The 21,238-nt window shown below is 49.8% G+C and carries 20 protein-coding genes; 9 read left to right on the forward strand and 11 right to left on the reverse strand.

Annotation, left to right across the window (positions count from 1 at the left end; translation table 11 throughout):
* Positions 1-5: 5 nt before the first annotated feature.
* Entirely contained in the window at positions 6-599 is a 594-nt protein-coding gene (locus tag H6G89_RS16300; protein WP_199336758.1) for a DUF4126 domain-containing protein, read from the forward strand.
* Here the strand turns inward: H6G89_RS16300 and H6G89_RS16305 are convergent.
* Complete coding sequence (locus tag H6G89_RS16305; RefSeq protein WP_190508192.1) at positions 573-1,475, reverse strand: metal ABC transporter permease; 903 nt, start codon at positions 1,473-1,475, stop codon at positions 573-575. The two genes, H6G89_RS16300 and H6G89_RS16305, sit on opposite strands and share 27 nt — an antisense overlap.
* A gap of 109 nt (positions 1,476-1,584) precedes the next feature.
* Between H6G89_RS16305 and H6G89_RS16310 the strand changes: the two genes are divergently transcribed.
* Positions 1,585-1,839: a hypothetical protein gene (locus H6G89_RS16310; protein ID WP_190508194.1), complete on the forward strand. Its 255-nt coding sequence runs from the start codon at positions 1,585-1,587 to the stop codon at positions 1,837-1,839.
* Between the two features lie 96 nt (positions 1,840-1,935).
* Here the strand turns inward: H6G89_RS16310 and H6G89_RS16315 are convergent, their stop codons facing one another.
* Positions 1,936-2,769 (reverse strand): metal ABC transporter ATP-binding protein, encoded by an 834-nt coding sequence (locus H6G89_RS16315; protein WP_190508196.1) that lies wholly within the window; start codon positions 2,767-2,769, stop codon positions 1,936-1,938.
* A 570-nt stretch (positions 2,770-3,339) separates the two neighbouring features.
* Positions 3,340-4,233, reverse strand: coding sequence for a manganese catalase family protein (locus H6G89_RS16320; RefSeq protein WP_190508198.1), 894 nt, complete (start codon positions 4,231-4,233; stop codon positions 3,340-3,342).
* 728 nt (positions 4,234-4,961) lie between these two features.
* Here H6G89_RS16320 and H6G89_RS16325 point away from each other — a divergent pair.
* The 5 genes from H6G89_RS16325 to H6G89_RS16345 all read left to right on the forward strand — a co-directional run bounded on the left by H6G89_RS16325 (position 4,962) and on the right by H6G89_RS16345 (position 10,860).
* A complete protein-coding gene (locus H6G89_RS16325) occupies positions 4,962-5,921 on the forward strand; it encodes a metal ABC transporter solute-binding protein, Zn/Mn family (RefSeq protein ID WP_190508201.1) in 960 nt (319 codons plus the stop codon).
* A 79-nt stretch (positions 5,922-6,000) separates the two neighbouring features.
* Positions 6,001-6,690: a deoxyribose-phosphate aldolase gene (deoC, locus tag H6G89_RS16330; protein WP_190508203.1), complete on the forward strand. Its 690-nt coding sequence runs from the start codon at positions 6,001-6,003 to the stop codon at positions 6,688-6,690.
* A gap of 248 nt (positions 6,691-6,938) precedes the next feature.
* Entirely contained in the window at positions 6,939-7,922 is a 984-nt protein-coding gene (gene recO / locus H6G89_RS16335; protein ID WP_190508205.1) for a DNA repair protein RecO, read from the forward strand.
* Positions 7,919-9,622 (forward strand): MFS transporter, encoded by a 1,704-nt coding sequence (locus tag H6G89_RS16340; RefSeq protein WP_242059975.1) that lies wholly within the window; start codon positions 7,919-7,921, stop codon positions 9,620-9,622. Before recO ends, H6G89_RS16340 begins: the two co-directional genes overlap by 4 nt.
* An 80-nt stretch (positions 9,623-9,702) precedes the next feature.
* On the forward strand, positions 9,703-10,860 hold the full coding sequence (locus tag H6G89_RS16345; RefSeq protein ID WP_190508207.1) for a glycosyltransferase family 4 protein: 1,158 nt from the start codon (positions 9,703-9,705) through the stop codon (positions 10,858-10,860).
* On the opposite strand, the gene H6G89_RS16350 is transcribed toward H6G89_RS16345, so the two are convergent.
* From H6G89_RS16350 to carA, 3 genes are all read right to left on the reverse strand, one after another.
* A complete protein-coding gene (locus H6G89_RS16350; protein ID WP_190508209.1) occupies positions 10,839-11,036 on the reverse strand; it encodes a hypothetical protein in 198 nt (65 codons plus the stop codon). The two genes, H6G89_RS16345 and H6G89_RS16350, sit on opposite strands and share 22 nt — an antisense overlap.
* Before the next feature lie 157 nt (positions 11,037-11,193).
* A complete protein-coding gene (locus tag H6G89_RS16355) occupies positions 11,194-11,955 on the reverse strand; it encodes a MinD/ParA family ATP-binding protein (RefSeq protein WP_190508211.1) in 762 nt (253 codons plus the stop codon).
* A gap of 279 nt (positions 11,956-12,234) precedes the next feature.
* Positions 12,235-13,389: a glutamine-hydrolyzing carbamoyl-phosphate synthase small subunit gene (gene carA / locus H6G89_RS16360; RefSeq protein ID WP_190508213.1), complete on the reverse strand. Its 1,155-nt coding sequence runs from the start codon at positions 13,387-13,389 to the stop codon at positions 12,235-12,237.
* A 239-nt stretch (positions 13,390-13,628) separates the two neighbouring features.
* On the opposite strand from carA, the gene H6G89_RS35065 reads away from it, so the two are divergent.
* Positions 13,629-14,537, forward strand: coding sequence for a retropepsin-like aspartic protease family protein (locus tag H6G89_RS35065; protein ID WP_190508215.1), 909 nt, complete (start codon positions 13,629-13,631; stop codon positions 14,535-14,537).
* On the opposite strand, the gene H6G89_RS16370 is transcribed toward H6G89_RS35065, so the two are convergent.
* From H6G89_RS16370 to H6G89_RS16380, 3 genes are all read right to left on the reverse strand, one after another.
* Entirely contained in the window at positions 14,497-15,714 is a 1,218-nt protein-coding gene (locus tag H6G89_RS16370) for a sensor histidine kinase (RefSeq protein WP_190508217.1), read from the reverse strand. The two genes, H6G89_RS35065 and H6G89_RS16370, sit on opposite strands and share 41 nt — an antisense overlap.
* Positions 15,715-16,139: 425 nt before the next feature.
* Positions 16,140-16,622 (reverse strand): molybdenum cofactor biosynthesis protein MoaE, encoded by a 483-nt coding sequence (locus tag H6G89_RS16375; protein WP_190508219.1) that lies wholly within the window; start codon positions 16,620-16,622, stop codon positions 16,140-16,142.
* 212 nt (positions 16,623-16,834) lie between these two features.
* Complete coding sequence (locus H6G89_RS16380) at positions 16,835-17,872, reverse strand: aspartate carbamoyltransferase catalytic subunit (protein WP_190508221.1); 1,038 nt, start codon at positions 17,870-17,872, stop codon at positions 16,835-16,837.
* 21 nt (positions 17,873-17,893) lie between these two features.
* On the opposite strand from H6G89_RS16380, the gene H6G89_RS16385 reads away from it, so the two are divergent.
* Positions 17,894-18,463 (forward strand): GerMN domain-containing protein, encoded by a 570-nt coding sequence (locus tag H6G89_RS16385; RefSeq protein WP_190508223.1) that lies wholly within the window; start codon positions 17,894-17,896, stop codon positions 18,461-18,463.
* Positions 18,464-18,641: 178 nt separating this feature from the next.
* On the opposite strand, the gene H6G89_RS16390 is transcribed toward H6G89_RS16385, so the two are convergent.
* Positions 18,642-19,601 (reverse strand): PAS domain S-box protein, encoded by a 960-nt coding sequence (locus H6G89_RS16390; protein ID WP_190508225.1) that lies wholly within the window; start codon positions 19,599-19,601, stop codon positions 18,642-18,644.
* Between the two features lie 275 nt (positions 19,602-19,876).
* On the reverse strand, positions 19,877-20,872 hold the full coding sequence (gene ilvC / locus H6G89_RS16395; protein ID WP_190508227.1) for a ketol-acid reductoisomerase: 996 nt from the start codon (positions 20,870-20,872) through the stop codon (positions 19,877-19,879).
* Between the last annotated feature and the right edge of the window lie 366 nt (positions 20,873-21,238).

The raw sequence follows: 21,238 nt of genomic DNA on the forward strand, positions 1-21,238 counted from the left end.
ACACCTTGGAAACTTTATTTAGCCTGATGTTAGGGATGAGCCTCAGTGCCGCCTGTGGGTTTCGCATTTTTGTGCCGATGTTGGCGATGAGCATCGCAGCCCAGTCAGGTCACCTGACCCTTGCCTCTGGGTTTGAGTGGATTGGCACACCTGAGGCGTTTGTCGCCTTTGCCGTTGCTGCGATTTTAGAAGTGGGGGGCTATTACATCCCCTGGTTAGATAATCTGCTGGATACGATCGCCACCCCAACAGCTATCGTTGCAGGCACGATCGTAACGGCTTCGGCGGTGGGAGAGGTCAGTCCTCTGGTGCAGTGGACACTGGCAGTCATTCTGGGGGGAGGTGCCGCTGGCGTCACTCAGGGCATGACCGATGTGTTGCGCATCGTTTCTACCTCAACTACAGGCGGATTTGCCAACCCTCTACTATCCACAATGGAGTTAGGAACTGCGGCTACGTTGTCTGGACTTGCCATTACCGTCCCTGCTCTAGCGGGCATTCTGGTCATTGGGTTACTGTTTTTTGCGATTCAAAAGATTCTGAAATTCATGCAAAAACGCCGCAGAGCAAGTTCACCCGGCCCGTCTGCGGGATTGTAAAAGCCCTTTAATTTCGTGCCAAATGGTCGGCTCTCCAGAACTGGATTTGGGTTGAGTCAAAACACCGTGCGTTGGGCTAAACAGCAATGCCAGCACAAATAAGCCGGAAACCACCAACACAATCGCTGGACCGGATGGCAAATTAAAGGCATAGCTCAGATACATCCCACTGATGCTAGAGACAATGCCGATCGCCGCTCCTAAAATCATTACCAAATGCAATCGGCTGACCAGCAGATATGCTGTTGCTCCTGGCGTAATTAACAGCGACAACACGAGAATCACCCCAACGGCTTTCATGCTGGCGACGATCGTCAAAGCAATCAACACCATCAGCCCAAAGTTAAGCAGATTTGTAGGCAAACCTGCCGCCTGGGCACCCAACGGGTCAAAGGTGTAAAACAACAACTCCTTGTACAACGCCACCACTACCGCCAGGACAATGACCGAAATCAGGGCGGTTTGCCAGACTTCCTCGGTACTGACTCCCAAAATATTGCCAAATAAAAAGTGGTTCAGATCGATCTTGTTGTCGTGCTGAATCAACGTAATCAGCGTAATCCCTAAGGCAAAGCAGGCGGAGAAGACAATTCCCATGGCGGCATCTTCTTTAATGGGCGATCGCGCTCGAATCCAGGCGATCGCCATCGTACTCAACACCCCCGCAATGAATGCCCCCAGGAAGATATTGGCACCCAACATAAAGGCGATCGCTAACCCCGGCAACACCGAATGGCTGATGGCATCTCCCAACAACGCCAATCGCTGCACCATCAGGTAACTCCCAACGACGGCACAAATCAACCCAACGAGGACTGCAACAATCAGTGCCCGTTGCATGAAGCCGTATTGCAAAGGTTCAAGGAGGAAGTCCATAGGGGAGGAAGGGAGAGGGATAAAGGCTGGGGATGGGGCAGGAAGGAGCCGACTGAGTCAATGGTCAATGGATGGGTCAATGGTTAATGGATGGGTCAATTGTTAATGGATGGGTCAATGGTTAATGGATGGGGCAATGGTCAATGGATGGGTCAATGGTCAATGGTTAATGGATGAGTCAATTGTTAATGGATGGGGCAATGGTCAATGGTCAATGGTTAATTGTTATATGGATGAGTCAATGGTTAATGGATGGGTCAATGGTCAATGGTCAATGGTTAATGGATGGGTCAATTGTCAGTGGATGATCGATCCCCCGCATCTACCCAATGTACGGCTTTCCCAGGCCCCAATTTCTCGTTGAGTATCCTTACTGGGGTTTGTGGATGCCCCCAAAACTGGGGGTCTAGCCCTTTTCAGTTCCCCATCGCATCAGTCATCCGCGCGCAAGAGCGATCGCTTAAGCCGCAAAGGCTACTCTGCCACCATAGGTAAGATACAGATTCTCTTGAGTCAAGACTGTGGCGCGATCGCCATGAGCGATGAGCGATTGATTCAACAAAATCAGGTCATCAAAGTGTTGAATGCTTTCGCCTAAATCGTGGCTAACCACCAGCACCAGCTTGTTAGCGGCTGCCAATTCCTGAAAGATGTCAAAAATTACGTCTTCTGTTTTTTGGTCGATACCCACAAAGGGTTCGTCAAAGCAAAAAACATCTGCTTCCTGGGTTAGGGCACGGGCAATGAAGACGCGCTGTTGTTGCCCACCTGAGAGTTGCCCAATGGGGCGATCGCGATATTTTTCCATGCCGACGCGCTCCAGAGCCGCAGCAGCAACACGACGGCTCACGGCTGAGAACCGCTGAAACCAGCCTGTTTTTTGGACTCGTCCCATCATCACCACATCCCACACGGTGGCAGGATAACTCCAATCGATCTGCGATCGCTGCGGCACATAGGCAACCCGTTCGCGCTGGTCTACGAGGGGGCGATCGCCATAGATGACATCCCCTTGAGCGGGCACAAGCCCCAACATAGCTTTGATTAAGGTGCTCTTTCCGGCTCCATTCGGGCCAAAAATACCCGTCAATCGTCCCGGTTGAATGGTTAAGTTGACATCCTTGAGTGCTTCAACGGAGCGATAGCTAACCCTCAGACGGTTTACCTGAATTGCTCGTGCTACAGTGCTTGCCTGCTTATCGGATGAGGTTGGCTGAAACACACGCTGATGGGCACTGTGGTAGTTTGGGCTGCTATCCACGGTTAACGAATAAGGAAACGTTCTAGTGTTCATGCCCAAATGCCTCCGGACCCTATCGTGGGTGACCTGAAAATGAAAGAATAATGAAAAGCCATTTCATTAACTATTTAAGCAAAAAATGAATGAAAAATGAAAACGTCTTTGGACGGGTTTCTGGAAATGATCTCGGTCATTCATCCACCCGCCCTCTTTATGAGATCCCCTAATCCCCCTTCTTCAGCTACTGTGTACCCACAAGTCGTCTGATTCAGCTTGTGCTGGGGTTGATTCCTCCTTAACCCTCCTTAACAAGGAGAGAACCGGAGTTTATCTCCCTTTTGAAGGGGGATTTAGGCAGGGTGGTTTCATGCAAGTGAAGAATTTTTGCTTCGCCCCCCTAGCCCCCCAATTTTGGGGGAAATGGGTCTGAAGTCCCCCAAAATTGGGGGATTTAGGGGGCAGATTAAGGCAATTAAACTCTAATTCACTTTTCTTTGTGTATATGAAACCACTCTGCTTTGGAAGGGGGATTTAAGGGGATCGAGTCCAGTTTTGAACGCTCATTCAGATCTGTGTACACGGTAGCCCCCTTAACCAGAGTTAAAGGGGAGCAAGACAACCAGACTAGTGTTTCACCTTCATCGGCGGATGAGTGGAGACATTTGTACCGTATAAGCGAGGGTCACTTTGAGGAGGGTTTGGCTCCGGTCCCAGAGGTTCTGGATTAGCGATGTACTCAAACTCACCTTTGCCATCAATGGATTTGCCTTGTGCCCAACGTCCTTCACGGCTTTCTTCACCCTTGGAGTTGTTCCAGAACTGGTAAGCAAATTCCCGCTTCTCCAGATCCAATGGGAAGGAACTGGGAACAGGAGTGGTCTCCATACCAGAGCTTTCCAGGTCTTCGATCGCCGCGAGCCATTGATTTTGGTGCATCGTGTCACGGGCAATCATAAAGCTGAGAGTGTCACGTACACCCCGGTCATCGGTCATCTCGTACATCCGCACTGCTTGCAAACGCCCCTGTGACTCTGCGTGCAAGTTAGAGCGAAAATCAGCCAGCAAGTTACCGCTAGCTACGATAAACCGACCATTCCAGGGATAGCCAACGCTATCTGCCGCCGTTGCACCCAATCCAGAGACGATCGCATGTTGAGGATTCATGCTGCCGTTAATGATATCGGTGATCACTTCACCGGGCTTGGTTCCACCCATGACTGCACCTACGACCGGGTCTTTTGCTCCGTCTTCTTGCATTTTGATGGGAGCTTTGTCGAGTAAATGGGCAATCATGGTTGCTAACATTTCAACGTGCCCGATTTCTTCAGTACCGATGTCGAGTAACATATCGCGGTACTTTGCGGGACCCCGGCAATTCCACCCCTGAAATAGGTACTGCATCATTACAGTCATTTCACCAAACGTACCGCCAATCAATTCTTGGATCTTCTTGGCGTAGACTGGATCGGGTCGCTCAGGAGGAGTGAAATACTGGAGTCGTTTGTCGTGATAAAACATCAGAAAAAACTCCTTAATAAACTTTGTTTGAACAATCAAAAACCCATGAGAATTGCTCTCAAAGGTAATTATTTCGATTGATTGCTTTTTATGTTTTAACAATTGATTTCCGATAGTTAATCAATCTATAGAAACATAGGGAATCAAATCAAAAGTCAGACTCTATCGAATCAAAAGAATGATGTAAAGGTTGTCCGTTTGATTTGCGAGTTAATGACACAATCTCAAAGAGTTAATTCTTTAAAGAAAAGTTATCAATAGGCTTTCGTGAGATATTATTTTGATGGTTAAAAGTCTTGATTTTTGGTTGAACTCATGAGAGGTAATCCGTACCCATGCATATCCTAGTTAGGATGACTACCTATCAATTCTCTTATGAATGTAACGATAGTTCTTTTATAGATTTAACGATGGCTTGGATTTCAAATCCTTCCTTTATGAGAGTTAAACCTACGTTAATTCAAATTCAATTGATGTTGCAGATGTAAACAATTCTGGTATTGCTCAATTCAAGATTTGATTTTCTTAAAACTGTAATTTTATTGGCACTTAAAAACACAGAATTTGTTTTCTATTTCGAGAAGATGTGTCAATAGAACGAGGTTTGAGAAGTTAAATTTCAATGCTTTACTCCTAAAGTCTTAAATTTTGTGATGAGTATTAATCAAGTCCCGGTTGAATATAGAGTAAATAGTAGAAATTTAAAGAAATAATAGGTAGAAATTCTTATGAGTTGGTGGCGCAAAAAACGGCGATTAACTGTGGCGATCGCTGCATTCCTGCTGGGGTTTTGGATCACAGCCTGCGGTGCATCGGGTGACGATTCCGCTGAGGGAGGCAAGCCATTGGTCGTCACCACCAGCACGGTCATTACTGACTGGGCAGCCCAGGTTGGAGGGGATGCAATCGAACTGCGAGGCATCTTAAAGCCAGGAGTTGATCCTCACGTCTATGAACCTGTGCCCGCCGATAGCGTCGCTTTTGAAGAGGCAGACCTGATTCTCTATAACGGCTACAACCTGGAACCAGGGCTAATCCGCATGATGAACTCTGCCGGGGCAAATGTAGAAAAATTGGCAGTGGGAGAAGTGGTGTCACCTCTAGAGATGGACAAGGAAGGAGAACAGGTGCCTGACCCCCATGTGTGGGGCAATGTGGAGAACGTGATCACCATGACAGAAGCCATTCGGGATGCCCTGATTCAACTGTTGCCAGACCGTGAGGCAGCGTTTACCGACAATAGCGATCGCTTTACTGCTGATTTAGCGCGGCTTCACACCTGGATTGGCGAACAGATTGCAACCATTCCGGCTGATCAACGTAAACTGGTTACCACTCACGATGCCTTTGAATACTACGCGCAGACTTACGGATTAGACGTTGTGGGCACCTTGATTGGCATCAGCACCGAAGAACAACCCAGTGCCCAAACTGTGCAAAAGCTAGTGGAGTCGATTAAAGCCACCGGGGTTCCGGCGATCTTTGCTGAAACCACCATCAACCCCCAACTCATTACAACTGTCGCCGAAGAATCGGGAATTCAACTCTCGCCACAACAACTGTATTCTGACTCTCTGGGCGCACCGGGCAGCAATGGCGACTCTTATATCAAGATGATGGTGGCAAATACGCAGGCGATCGTTGAGGCGTTAGGTGGCCGATATACTCCATTTGAGGTAAGAGAGTAGGGGAAAGAGACGCGATTAATCACCCCTCTACCCTTCCATCCCTCTACCCTTTCACCCACTCTCCTGATGTACCAACCCTATGGAAGACTATCCCGATATTGATTTAGCTGAGTTTATCGACCATGCCCTGCTCATCCCGATCGCCACTTCAGAACAGGTCATCCAGTGGTGTGATGAAGCCGATCGCTTCAAGTTTCCAGCGGTGTGTGTGTTTCCGTGTCATGTGCGGCAGGCAGCGAGTCTGTTGCACAACCGTCGTCCACAGGTCTGCGCGGTGATTGGCTTTCCGTCAGGGGCGACTACCTCAGCGGTTAAGCTCTATGAGGCGCAAGAAGCGGTTGAGAATGGAGCCACTGAGTTAGATGTCGTCATTAATTTGGGATGGCTCAAAGCGGGAAAAACAGATGAGTTACATCGCGAGATTGCTGAAATTTGTGATGCTACGGGTCAGCCTGTCAAAGCGATTTTAGAGATGTCGGTGTTGACCGATGCAGAAAAGCAACTGGCAGCGGAAGTCTGTATGGATGCCGGAGTCGCCTACCTCAAAACCCACACCGGGTGGAATGGTGGCGTAACTGTAAATGATGTGCGCTTTTTAAGGGAAATGACCAAAGATCGAATTGGCATCAAAGCGGCGAGTGGCATTCGTACAGCAGAGCAGGCGATCGAGCTAATTGTGGCAGGGGCAACGCGAATCGGCACCTCTCGCGGACCCGACTTGGTTCGTCAGCGCGTTAGGCTAGAGGAGGAGAAGAAGGCTGAAGGATAAAGGATAAAGGCTAGAAACCCATTTCCTACTGAGGATTGTGGATTGACTAAATCTACAAATGATGCGGGCGGGTTTGGCAGACCTATCTACACCCTGCAATGGATTTGACGACAAAACCTACCCCCACCCAATACGGAACTGATTTAATTGCCATTCCTTAACGCTTCCTCCTAATTTTTTGTTCTTTATATATATTTCATCCTTACTTGATTTCTGATCGTTCATCGTTTATCCTTCATCCTTTCCCAATGGCTGGAACCTACAAGGCAACTGGAATTAATCTCAAAGGCATTCCTCTGGGGGAGAGCGATCGCCTCTTAACGGTGTTGACCAGAGAGTTTGGGTTAATTCGGCTAGTAGCACCAGGGGCGCGAAAGCACCAATCTAGCCTGCGGGGAAGAAGTGGGCTGTTCGTAGTCAACGAGTTATTAATCGTCAAGGGAAAGAGTTTAGACAAGATCATTCAGGCGGAGAGTTTAGAGTCCTATCCCAGCCTGAGTCAGGACTTACGAAAACTCACCGCCAGTCAATACATCGCTGAACTGGCTCTCTATCAAGCCTTGAGCGATCAACCCCAGGACGATCTTTTTGACCTGTTAAATCAACTCCTCAGCCGAATTGAGCAACAACCCGGAGCCAGCACACTGGCAATTTTGGTACAGGGAATTTTTCATCTGTTAACCTTGGCAGGGGTGGCACCTCAAGTCAATAAATGTTGCCTGACCCAACAAGCCTTGATGCCCGATTTGATGAATTCTGACTGGCGGGTTGGATTCAGTGCCAGTGCGGGTGGTACTGTTGACATGGCGGCGTTGAAGCGGTCGTCGTCTAAACCGATCACCGCCAAAGAACGCTTATCTACCCAGCGAAAGGGGGCTTCTCTATCGACCGTCTCTTACCCGTTGGTAAAGCAAAGCGGTAAAGTTGTTGAAGGAGCGATCGCTTCCCACGAAGCAACTCACTACTCTCACGCTGCGCCCGATTATGTGGCACACCTTGATGCAACTGAATTGACTCTGCTGCAACGATTGGCTCAGTCGGATTTGCCCTCCGTGGAGAACCCGATCCAGCCCCCACAATCCTTGCCGTCTTCTGTCTCCGATCGCGTTTGGCTCTCGGTTGAGCGAGTTCTTAGAAATTACGCTCAATATCATTTTGAGAAAACAATTCGTTCGGCGACGCTGGTTGATACCTGTTTTTTGTCCACGCCCCTGCTCTCCCCTGAACCATGATGCGATTGTCCGATTCAGATCTGGGAATACATCAGCCATTCCTCAGCCAGCTTCACTCGGAGGCTGATGACTCGCTACACAGACTCGGTGACACGTCGTTACAGCCGTTACGTGAACCCAATCCAGACAGGACGTTAAATGGTAAAAGCAATGGGGCTAAAGCGCAGGCAAAGGATAACGGGGCTAGTGATGTTGAGGAGATTGAGGATGTCGATGAGCGGTCAGATACTAGTGCTCTAGCCGCGATGCAGGAGTTGATGCAAGCGACGGCTACCCATGATGCTCCAACGACGGTTGAAGAGGATGAGGATGTCCTATCTCACTCTGGAAATGGGGCTAATGGCTACGCTGATACTCATCGCAATGGCTCTCTTTCCAGTCCTGCCGAGGTGCCAGAAGTAGAGACAGATGAGGTTGAGCATGGGTTTTTGCCCGTTCTCAAAAACCGTAATTTCCTGGCATTGTGGAGTGGTCAAGTCTTTTCTCAGTTGGCAGACAAGGTTTACCTGGTGCTGATGATCATGATCATCACAAGTCGTTTTCAGGCAGCAGGGCAAACGATTAGTGGTTGGGTGTCTGCCGTCATGATTGCGTTCACGATTCCGGCGGTGCTGTTTGGGTCGATCGCCGGGGTCTATGTTGATCACTGGTCTAAAAAAGCGGTGCTGGTGTTTACCAATCTCTTACGTGGGGGGTTGGTGCTAGCGTTGCCACTGTTGCTGTGGGTGTCGCAGGGGTGGGCACCTTTTTCTGGCATTCCCATCGGCTTTGCCGCCTTGTTGGGCATTACGTTTTTGGTGTCAACGCTGACTCAGTTCTTTGCCCCGGCGGAACAGGCGGTGATTCCTTTGATTGTGGAACGAAAGCACTTGCTGTCCGCCAATTCGCTCTACACCACAACCATGATGGCATCGGTGATCATTGGCTTTGCCGTGGGGGAACCGTTGCTGGCGATCGCTGACACGCTGATTGACAAGTTCAACGCGATTACTAGCCCTGACATCGGTAAGGAACTGCTGGTGGGCTTTAGCTATGCGATCGCTGGAGGGTTGCTCCTGCTATTGCGAACCAACGAGAAGGTAGACCAGGATGATCAGCCACCGCCTCAGGTCTGGCAAAATATCCGCGATGGGCTGCGCTATCTAAACGCGCAAAAGCGAGTCCGGGCAGCATTGGCGCAGTTAATCATTCTGTTCTCGATTTTTGCGGCTCTGGCGGTTCTGGCGGTGCGGTTAGCAGAGGTGATGCCTGCGATCAAGTCGTCCCAGTTTGGCTTCCTGCTGGCGACTGGAGGCATCGGCATGGCACTGGGGGCAGTCCTGATTGGCTACTTTGGTCAACGAGTATCTCGCACGCGGCTTAGCCTCTATGGCTCTGTGGGCATGGCAGCCTCCCTTGCGGCTCTGTCGCTGTTTACGGAGCGGTTGGTGCCAACGCTGTTGTTGTTGACCTGTCTGGGGGCATTTGCGGCGTTGGTGGGCATCCCCATGCAAACCGCTATCCAGGAGGAAACCCCGGAGGAAATGCGCGGGAAAGTCTTTGGTTTACAAAACAATGCTATTAACATTGCATTGAGTCTGCCTCTGGCACTGGCGGGAGTGGCAGAAACCTATCTGGGTCTGCGAATTGTGTTTATCGGGCTGGCAGTGATGGCGATCGCAGGAGGTGCCATTACCTGGTCGATTTCACGGGCAGACTGAACCAAATTGCCCTGAAATAATTAATTAATGATTAAATTCATATATTAGACAGATTATTTCAAACGGCAAACCTAAATTAAATGCATATTGCTTGGCTTGGAAAGAAGTCTCCCTTTTGTGGAAACGTCACCTATGGTCGAGAAGTTACAAACGCTCTCCTAGATCGAGGACATCGGGTTAGTTTTATTCATTTCGCGCAGGACGAAGCTGAAGAGTCAGCCGACGAAACTGGGCGAGATTGTCAGGAAGTGTCCATTCCATTTCTGTATAAATCGCAGATCTATACGATTCCTTCCTTTAAATCCAGCAAAGTCCTGATACAGGCATTGAGTCAGCTCAAGCCCGATCTTGTTCATGCGTCTTTAACCCTCTCTCCGCTTGATTTTCTGCTTCCAGAAATTTGTCAAGAGCTAGACCTGCCCCTGGTGGCAACGTTTCACCCCCCGTTTGACCGCAAGCGGCGGAATTTGACATCGGGCACGCAACACCTGATGTATCAACTCTATGCCCCGTTTTTGGCAAACTACGATCGCGTCATTGTGTTCTCCCACATTCAGCGAGAGTTGCTCGTGCGTCTGGGGGTGCCTGCGCCTCAGGTGGCGGTGATCCCGAATGGCGTTGATGTGGAGAAATATTCTCCTGGGTTGTCTCGCCTCAAGGCAGAATTGGGCGCACAGCGGTTGTTTGTCTACCAGGGGCGGATTGCGCCTGAAAAAAATGTGGAGTCTCTGCTGAAAGCCTGGAAACAGACAGAAATGGGCGATCGCAGCAAATTAATCGTCGTGGGTAATGGTCCTCTAGCATCGACGCTGATGCCTTTTTATGGGGCAGAACACGGCATTATCTGGTTGGGGTTTGTGGCGGATGAGCAGCGGCGCATCGAGATTTTGCGCGGTGCTGATGTGTTTATCCTGCCGTCTCTCGTAGAAGGGCTATCGCTGTCACTGTTAGAGGCGATGTCCTGTGGGGTGGCGTGTTTAGCAACCGATGCCGGAGCAGATGGCGAAGTGATTGAAGACGGTGCTGGGGTCATTCTCAACACCAGTCGGGTTGCTACCCAGTTGCAAACCTTGCTGCCACTCTTCCGCGATCATCCAGAATTGACAACCCTGCTCGGTCGCAAAGCGCGTCAACGGGTACTCGATCGCTACACCCTCAGCCGCAATATCACCCGTCTGGAGGAGTTGTATTATCAGGTGCTACAGCAACAACGGGTTCATTTGAGCCGATCGATGTAATGGTCTTGAGTTCGAGATAGAGATTGTGGCGGTTGAAACTGCAGCGATACGAGCGAACCGATCGGCATCGGTTTGGCAAACCGTGATTTTCGAGTAGTCCGCGAATTGCAGCCATAGCCACTTTGTTGGGGCGGAGGCGAGTCAGAAAGCTCCCCTAAAATCAGTGTTTGAGCCATTGCTTTGTCCTGAGCTTTCTGACCAAAGCTACAGTGCGCCAGACGCCTGATTCGATTCGACGTTAAGGTAGGGTTTGGTCTTCCAAACCCGTACAAATAGGGATAAATTGCCAGCATCCCCAGGCAAAGCTGGGAAACACGGCACTGGTAGCACCTGCTAACTCATGACTTGACGGGCGATCGCATCAATCACCTTCGTCAGGTGGTGGTCAGGGTATTTGATTGAAAAGACACCTGCGCTGGCTAACACCATCATTTCATCAGAGTGGGGCAAAATGCCTGCAACATCTGCCTCGTAGGTTTCTTGAATACGCTGCCTCAGTTGATCAAAATCAAAGACCGTTGGGGCTTTGTTCACCACCATCAACAACTTCGGCACCTCTAACTTACGAGCCACATCCACCGTAACGGCGGTTCCCTGATAGTCTTGCTGATCCGGGCGCAAAATCAACACCAGCACATCTGAGATGGTGATCGAGAGCAGCGTCTCTTCGTTTAAGCCAGGGTGAGTATCAATAAACAGGTAGTCAAGCTGGAGTGCCTCAATCAAGTCCTGAAAGCCTTCGTTGAGCAAGCCCACGTCGTAGCCCTCGCGTAACACACGGGCAATTTCTCCTGCTTTGACACTGGAGGGCACCAAAAAGACTTTGCTACGGCTATCTCCCTTTCCCTCTAGCACTGAGGTTACATCGTATGCTACGTCACCGATGGCTCGACGTCCCCAGAGATAATCATTGAGGGAGCGATCGATACTGTCTTCATCAAACCCAAACAAGACGTGAATTCCAGGGGATTGAATGTCGGTATCGACAATTCCAACGCGATAACCATATCGAGCAACAGTAGCAGCAAGATTAGCAGTTGAATTTGATTTCCCAGTTCCACCCCGGTAGGAGTGAATGGAAACAATTTTGGACATGGTTTACCTCAAAGTTCGAGAACAAATTAGGGTGGATAGCAATCCGTTTAGGTGAGAGGTTAGCTGTCGCTGTTGGGTCATCAAAGAGCGTGTCCTAAATATTTAATCAAACCATATCTTCGGTTCACTAGTCATTGATTCATTGCGTAATCCATCACTCCAGGGGTGGTTTTGCCCAGATCCCCAGTTTCCAGGAAAGCAAAATAAATCCCTGTTCAGGACGGCTATAGAGACCGGAGCTTTCAGGTTTCCAGGATCTTTCTGCCTCGTCGGCTACATCTAAACTGGGTGAGCTTGCTGATGTTCCCGCATGGTTTTGACAAACTGCTCAAACAAGTAGTCAGCATCGTGGGGACCAGGACTGGCTTCAGGGTGATATTGCACTGAAAACATGGGCAGGGTTTTGTGCCGTAGCCCAGCAACGGTGCGATCGTTCAGGTTCAGGTGAGTGATCTCAACGTCGGCATCAGGCAACGAGTCAGCGGCGATCGCAAAGCCGTGGTTTTGACTGGTGATCTCGATCCGTTGTCGCAGCCCGGCAGGTTGGTTCAAACCGCGATGTCCAAACTTTAACTTGAAGGTTTCAGCCCCCAACGACAGTCCCAAAATCTGGTGTCCCATACAGATGCCGAAGACGGGCTTTTGAGCATTGAGCAAAGCTTTGGTGGTTTCAATCCCTTCCGTGACAACGGATGGATCGCCCGGTCCATTGGAGAGGAAGATGCCATCGGGGTTGTAGCTGAGAATCGTTTCTGGAGGGGTATCCGCAGGGACAACGATAACGCGACAACCATAGCTAGCAAGCCGTCTCAAAATGTTACGTTTGATGCCAAAGTCAATTGCCACGACGGTCAATTGCGGCTCTCCGGGCGTCGCAGTGCTGCTAAATTCCCAAACATCAGTCGTGGGATCAGACCATTCGTAAATCTCCTTGGTGGTGACTTCTTTCACCAGGTTGAGCCCTGCCATGCTGGGAGCCTCTTGCACCTTGAGCAGCAACTCCATCGGGTCGAGAATCTCGGTTGAAATGGCTCCATTCATTGCCCCGGTGGAACGAATTTTGCGGGTCAGTGCGCGGGTATCAATTCCGAAAATGCCTGGAATTTTGTGTTGTTTCAAGTAGTCAGGCAGTGATTGAGCTGACCGCCAATTGCTGGGACGCTGGCAGATGTTGCGGGCGATCGCCCCTGCCACGTGAGGGGCATCTGATTCTTCATCTTCGGGATTGACGCCCGTATTACCCAACTCTGGGTAAGTAAAGGTTACGATTTGACCGCGATAGCTGGGGTCGGTTAAAACTTCTTGATATCCGGTCATGCCTGTGTTGAACACGACCTCACCAATTGCTGTACCTGCTGCCCCAAAAGACCACCCTCGATAGGTAGTTCCATCTGCTAAAACGAGTAGTGCAGGCTGGGCGGTAGAAAATGACATAGAACCTCGATAAGCAATATGAGATAACGATAGAAGTGTGCGATGACCCAATCGGGGAAACTGCTTCGCAACGCCTTTAATCCTAAACTTGGATCAGGGAATATTGAAGTATAAGATTTACCATCGTTTTTGTCAGTTACAGGTGAGCGTCACAGGGTCAGACGCTACCCCTGGTTGATTGTAGCCCCTGGTTGATTGTAGCCAAACTCCTAACCGCTTCGGCGCGACTCACCACAGCCATGCCTATTTCTTTTCAGTCCGGCGCAACCCTTACTGTCTTGCTTAGTGTAGTGGCGATCGCCACTGCCAGTTGTGGTAACAACAGCCCCATTAACTCCAGTGCTGTGCAGACCTCGGCTCCTGTGGCGAGCCCGGTAGCCAGTCCAAATGCGGTGTCCAGCCCAACGACAAATCCGGTGGCAAGTCCCGCTCCTCAAACGCAAAGTGATTCCTATCAACGGGCGATCGCCAGAGCCTCCAGTGCCTACACGATTAGCCAGTCTGCCCAATCCCAGGATGATTGGCGATTGGTGGCGAGTCGCTGGCAGCAGGCGATCGACCTGATGGCGTCTGTGCCCGTCGGTAGCCCAAACCATGCGGTGGCTCAGCGCAAGCTCCCCGAATATCGCCGCAATTTAACCTACGCTCAGCAGCAGGCAAGCCGTCCCACCAATAGCACCAATCCGGGGCGGGTGGTTGTATCTCCTACTGGCACTCCGGTACAGGGGGGTATGCCAATCAGTGCTGCTCCTGCGGTGCCGAGTGGAGCTATTGGAGATGGCGTCTTTCGGGTGCCGATTACTCGGCGGATGGGAGGCACTCCCGTTGTCAATGTCACCTTTAATGGCAGTCAAACCTATGAAATGATTGTGGACACTGGAGCCAGCGGTACGCTGATCACTCAGGCGATGGCGTCTGCATTGGGGGTGACTCCCGTTGGGCAGGTGAGGGTGGATACGGCGAGTGCTCGTGATGTGGCGTTTCCGCTGGGATATGTCAACTCCATTGAGGTAGGAGGGGCAGTTGCGACGGATGTCGTTGTGGCGGTAGCAGGTCCCGATTTGAGTGTGGGTCTATTGGGTCATGACTTCTTTGGTAACTACGATGTCACGATTCGTCAGAATGAGGTTGAGTTTCGGATAAGGTAAGCGGCAATATCACAGTGAAGGTTGACCCCTGATCGAGTTGTGATGCGAGATAAATCCGACCGTTTAATAATTTGACCAACCGATCGACGATCGCCAATCCTAGCCCCGTGCTGTCAGCCACATTGGCGCGATCGCCCACTTGTCCTCGAATGTAGGGTTGAAAGATGGCTTGTTGGTCTTCAGGGGCGATACCCATGCCGCTATCACTGATGATGATCGTCCATTCCTGCTCGGAAATCACCTGGCAGGTTAACTGCACGGTTCCCTGCTTGGTGTAGCGAATTGCATTGCTCAAGAGATTGGTCAAGACTTGTTGTAGCCGTAGAGGGTCGGTGGCAACCTGTTGGGGGGCGCGATCGCAATCAATTTGCAAATCTAATGCCTTGCCATAGGTCAACGGTTTTACCATTTCAACCACCGACCGAATCAGGGGAGTGACCTCCGTGTCAATGAACTGAGACTTCATCGTGCCCGACTCATACCGTGAAATTTCCAGGGAGTCGTTGATCAACCGCAGAAGTTGTCGTCCTGATTGCAATACTCGTTCAATGTTTTCTAGATTGGGCATCGAGTCGCGGGTTGACCCCTCCTGACGGTGTTGCCGTAAAAACAGATCTGAATAGCCAATGATTGAGGTCAGGGGCGTTTTCAACTCATGGGCTAACTCCGCCAAATTGGATTGATTTGCCCGTACCAGACGAGTTAACTCCTGATTAGTCAGCTTTAATTCACTCTGAAGTTGCTCTAACTCACGCAAACGCCCCTGGGTGTAACTGTCAAAACAACGGGCGATCGCCTCATCAATGACGGTGTCAATCAATCGCACGGCTCGTAGCAATTCGGTAGGCGAGCCTGCCACCAGATCAGTTTCTAGAATTGAGAACAAAACTGAGCGCAAAATACGATATTCACGAGCAATTTCTGAGGGTTCAAATCCCTGCTCTGACCGCAAAATACCGTGCTCTAAACTGACATCAACTAGAGTTTTGACATCGTTGACCTCAGATTGAGACAAAATTGTTGCCATCGCTTCTAACACTTTCGGCAAGCTATTTCGGATGGACTCGTAGGTTAATTCTTGAGTTGTTGTGATCTCGCTATCTTGCCGAACGGCTTCAACCCAATTTTCTGTAATGAGTTTAATTTTCTGCCTCAAAATTTCACTGAAATCGGTCATAGCTCTAGCACTTTGGGATGATTCTTCTTTTAGCCTACAAGTCTAAAAGTCGTTTATGCATTTACCCTTAGTAAGAGAAATTAATGATGCTATAGCAATCCTATTGGACTTGTGAAGAGACTGGAGAAAACTCTCCTCTGTCCTGGGTTCTGCGAGAGGACGAATGATCTACGACCCGTAACAGAGCGATCGCCAAAATTGATTTAGGGCTGCTATAGCTGAATGTATAAATTGAGGTTTAGAAAATGCTAATCATTCTACAAAAGTTGAATCGTGTAACTTTTAAGGAACGATCCACTTTGCATATTCAAATCTGATTTTTTCTAACACTCTAAAGACGACTTGATGTCCAAAAACTTGAATTCTTGGGTAACTTATTCGTTTGATTAATAATGTTAATTTTCTACCTTAAAGGCGATCGCCTCCTAACAATTCTCTCCCGGTTGTTCACAGGCTCCAATGCTTACCCAACTGGTGGAGCCATCTTCCCAGTGTTCCTTTTTCCAGATTGGGGCATTGTGTTTTAACGTGTCGATCGCATACTTGCAAGCTTCAAAGGCTTCCGTACGGTGAGGGCAACCCACTGCCACCAGCACGCTGATCTCGCCAACTTGTAGCTTGCCAGTGCGATGGTGGATGACCACTCGTGTCACATCGGTCCAGATTTGGCGGATTTGAGTGGCGATCTGTTGGAAAATGGCGATCGCCATGGGTTCATACGCTTGATACTCCAGGGCAACGACTGGCTTTCCATCCGTGTTGTTTCGCACCATACCACTCATCACAACGATTGCCCCATTCGCTGCATCATCCGCCAGACCATAAACTTCTTCTAACGACAATGGCGCAAAGGTAATCGAGAAATGATCGTGGGTTGAGGTAGGGATAGGCGTGGCAGATAGAGTCATACGATTTTGGATTTTAGATTTTGGATTTGCGTTGCTTGAGTTGATAATTGGTGTGTGCATTCCGAATGTGAGCGAGACGCTCACTCTGTCTGAATAATCACTAGAGAGGGCGAGCAAGATGCTCGCGACTCCCTTTCTCTTTTTCCTACAGACGCGATGAATCGCGCCTCTTCATTCTTCACTCTTCATCCTTCATCCTTTATCCTTTTTCCCTATCCCCTTCCACTTCCCATCAGATACAGCAACGCCATCCGTACGGCAACGCCACTGGTGACTTGTTGAGCAATCAAACTAATCTTGGGATCATCCATCAAGTCTGAGCTAATCTCGACGCCTCGATTAACAGGACCAGGGTGCAGCACTTTTACGTCCGGTTTACAGAGTTTGAGGCGATCGCTGGTGATCCCAAACTGCTGATGATATTCGCGCAGGCTGGGTAGCAAATGCTGGGTCATGCGTTCCCGTTGCAAGCGCAGGGTCATGACAAAATCGGCATCTTGTAGGGCAGGCTCAAGCTGCCAGTGCAAAAACAGCTTGCGGGGTAACAGGGTCGCTGGAGGCAACTCGGCGGAACTTTGGGGGGAGGTTAATGCGTCATAGTGAGGATTGACGTAGTGAGCAAACAATTTCGGCACCAGGGTAGGAGGTCCTGCCAGATGGACTTCTGCGCCACTTGCGGTAAGACTCCAGATGTTGGAGCGGGCAACTCGTGAGTGCAGAATGTCACCCACGATCGCAATTTTTTTGCCAGCCAACAGTGACAACCGGGGATGCTCTGGATCGAGCAATGTGCATATCGTAAACAGGTCGAGTAACGCCTGTGATGGGTGTTCATGTTGCCCATCTCCTGCATTCAAGATGCCAACGTGGGATTTCAACCGATCCATTTCAGCGGCGATCGCAGCAGGCACCCCAGCCTCGCGATGGCGAATCACCATCATGTCGGTTCCCATGGCGAGATAGGTCTTCGCCGTGTCTAAGATCGTTTCTCCCTTTGTCAAGGATGAAGTTCCAGGGGCAAAATTTAAGGTATCGGCAGATAACCGCTTTGCCGCTAACTCAAAACTACTCCGAGTACGGGTGGATGACTCAAAGAACAAGTTAGCTACAACCTGACCCTGAAGCGTTGGCACTCGCTTGGTTCGACGAGACAACACCTCCCGAAAACTGGCAGCCGTCTGTAACACCGTGTCATACTCATCGGGCGTAAAGTCTGCGAGGGAAAGGATGTGGCGACGAGTCCAGGTCATAACCGACTAAACTGCAAATCTATGAATCACACTAAACCTACCTTAACTGTAGTCATCATTGGCATATTGTTTTCCCTGTTAAGTGGTTGTAATCAAGTATCTCGCAATCCAGCAGGCAATAACACGACACCATCGGCGATCGCTTCACCTGCCTCCCCAGGTACCTCTACAACCCCAGAGGCTTCACAAGCCAATAGCCCCGCTGCTTCAGCTACGAATGCCCCTAGCCCCAGCCCAGTCGATACGGTTCCTGTTAAGGTTTATCACGTTGATGACCAATGCGAGAACCTGGTTTCTGAAACCGTTCAAGTGGCGAGCGATCGCCCTATAGAAGCGGCAATTGGCAAAGTGCTTGAGGGGCAAGGCAACTCCCAGTTCAAACTCTCAGGTTACCGGGTCAGTGTGGATGATAACGGTGTCGCTACCGTTGACCTGCGCCTCTCGCCCGACTCTCCACGCCAGTTAGTTTCCCTCTCTGCCTGTGAGCAAATGTCTCTGTTTAGCAGCCTGGAGGAAACATTGATGCAGAATCCCGAATGGCAGATTAAATCAGTTCGGTTTACAGAGCAAGGCAAAGAAGTGGTTTTGTAAAGGCTAGGGTTAGCAGTCCAATCGCTGATAGGGTGATGGGGTAGATGGGTGAGGGGGTGATGGGGTGATGGGTGAACCGTAAAGACGCCATTACTGCAAAGACGTGACTACTGTTAAAGACGCGATTAATCGCGTCTCTCCCCTACTCCCCATTCCCTCTTCCTCACTCCCTACTCCCCTACACCTGTACCTGATTCTTGGGAGGAGCCGATTCTAGAATCGTGTTGACCAGTCCTTCCATACGATGTACTCGTTCTTGTAGTAAGTCGATCTGGTTTTGTGTATCGGCTCTGACTCGTTCGTTCAAATCGGCTTCGATCCATTTCGACAGATGAACGATCGCCTGAAGCGGGGATTTCAAATCGTGGCAGGTCATATACATCTGCTGCAAGTCAACACGGGCTTGGGTTAGTTCCATGGTGATTTGTGCCAACTCTTTGAGACGGGATTGCAACTCCGCTGCGAGGTGCTCCTGTTGGGTGATATCCCGAACGATCGCCACTCGACGATGATGATTAACGACCTGCCCAATCGATAACTCAACCGGGAAGGAGGCACCCAGTTTGCGTCGTGCTACACCCTTTTGCGATCGCTGTACCTCCGCTTTCTCAGGATCGGGGCTATCTGTAGCCGTTTGATCTAGCAAGATATTCAAGCTTTTGCCTACCATTTCAGAGGAATCATAACCAAACATTCTCAACGCGGCGGGGTTGAGGGTTTCGATTTGCCCCTCTGAGTTCAGGGTAAACAAACTGTCGGTAACGCTGCCCTCGATCGCCTTCAAGAGAGCGTTTGTATCCTGCAACTGAGCTTCTCGGTGGAGCAGTTCTCGATATAACCGTTGCAGCAGATAAAACGTCGCGAGGGCACTGAGCAACCCAATGCCAGTTGTGATCCCGATAAGAGCGATCGCAGTATCATGCTGCTGTTTTAGAGCACGATATCGTCCATTCGACAGTTCTTGTTCGGGCGAAGTGGGATTGTTCATCAACTCATCGGATTTGTGCTGCAACCCGACTAGGGAAACGAGAGGTGTTGCTACACAAACCGCTGAAATCACAACCAACAACGCACTCTGACGTCGGGTAGGCAGGCTCGACCGTAAACCATTCAAGGCTTTTGAGAGACGAGTGTGCATGACTGCATCCTGATTGAAATCTGATGAGTGTGACTGCTAATCAGTCGATAAAGTTCATGTCACTCTACCAAATGTCACAGGATGGAAGTAAATATAGCTACATAAAACCGCCTAAAGACAGAAATTGAACTCTATCTTTAGACGGTTCTGTAACAATTGGAAAGGGTTGCTCCAGGAATTATTAGGAGATTTTTGAGAAAGAATCTACCAATCGGTTTCCGGTAGGAGCGTTTTGCAAAACACCCTTACAGGTATTTTGTTTTCTGGGAATCTCCTTAGACCTTCTTGAGCCAGCTAAACATGGCTCGCAGATCCTTACCGACTTCTTCGATGGGGTGCTCTGCCTCACGCCGACGCATCGCGGTAAAGCCTGCCTTGCCTGACATGTTTTCTAACACGAACTCCCGCGCAAACTGTCCGGTTTGAATCTCGCTGAGGATCTTTTTCATCTCAGCTTTCGTCGCATCGGTGACAATGCGAGGTCCACGGGTGTAGTCGCCATATTCTGCGGTATTGGAGATACTGTCGCGCATCTTGGCTAAGCCACCTTCGACCACCAGATCTACAATCAGCTTCACTTCATGCAGACATTCAAAATAAGCCAGTTCAGGTTGATAACCCGCTTCAACCAGCGTTTCAAAACCAGCTTTGATCAGTGCACTCAAGCCACCGCAGAGCACCGCCTGTTCTCCAAACAGGTCAGTTTCCGTTTCTTCACGGAAGCTAGTTTCCAGAATTCCTGCACGGGTGCCACCGATGCCTTTTGCGTACGCCATGGCGCGATCGCGGGCTTGTCCAGAGGCGTTTTGATAGACCGCAAACAGACAGGGAACCCCTTCCCCTTGTTCGTAGGTGCGGCGTACCAGGTGTCCAGGTCCCTTGGGTGCAATCATCACCACGTCCACGTCCGCTGGGGGAACGACTTGAGCAAAGTGAATGTTGAAGCCGTGAGCAAATGCCAACACTTTTCCGGGCTTCAAATTGGGTTCGATTTCATCGCGATAGACTGTCTTTTGCGTTTCGTCGGGCAGCAAGATCATGATGAAATCAGCCGCAGCAGAAGCATCGGCAACGGATTTAACGGTTAACCCTGCGGCTTCAGCCTTCGCCGCAGATCTGCTTCCTGGATAGAGTCCGACGATAACATTGACACCACTATCTTTGAGGTTTAAGGCGTGAGCGTGACCTTGAGAACCGTAACCAATAATGGCGATCGTTTTTCCGGCTAATAAATCCAAATTCGCGTCGGCATCATAATACATGCGAGCCATAGTCTCTCTCCATCCAGCAAGCGTAGAAATTTCTGCAAGTCCTTGATTTTACCAAAATGTGTGGTGCTAACCGCAGATCGTGTTGGGAGAGTTTAGGGTTTAGTGGTGATGGTCAATGGTCAGTGGTCAATGGTCAGTAGTCAATGGTCAATGGTTAGTGGTCAGTGGTGGATAGTTGGTCGTCAATGGTCAATAGTCAATGGTTAGTGGTCAGTGGTCAATAGTTGGTCGTCAATGGTCAATAGTCAATGGTTAGTGGTCAGTGGTCAATAGTTGGTCGTCAATGGTCAGTAGTCAATGGTCAATGGTTGCCCACAATTGACTATTGACTATTAGCTATTGACAATAGACAAATGACTTTTACCC

Origin of the sequence: Oscillatoria sp. FACHB-1407, from assembly GCF_014697545.1 — a bacterium.
GTDB lineage: Bacteria > Cyanobacteriota > Cyanobacteriia > Elainellales > Elainellaceae > FACHB-1407.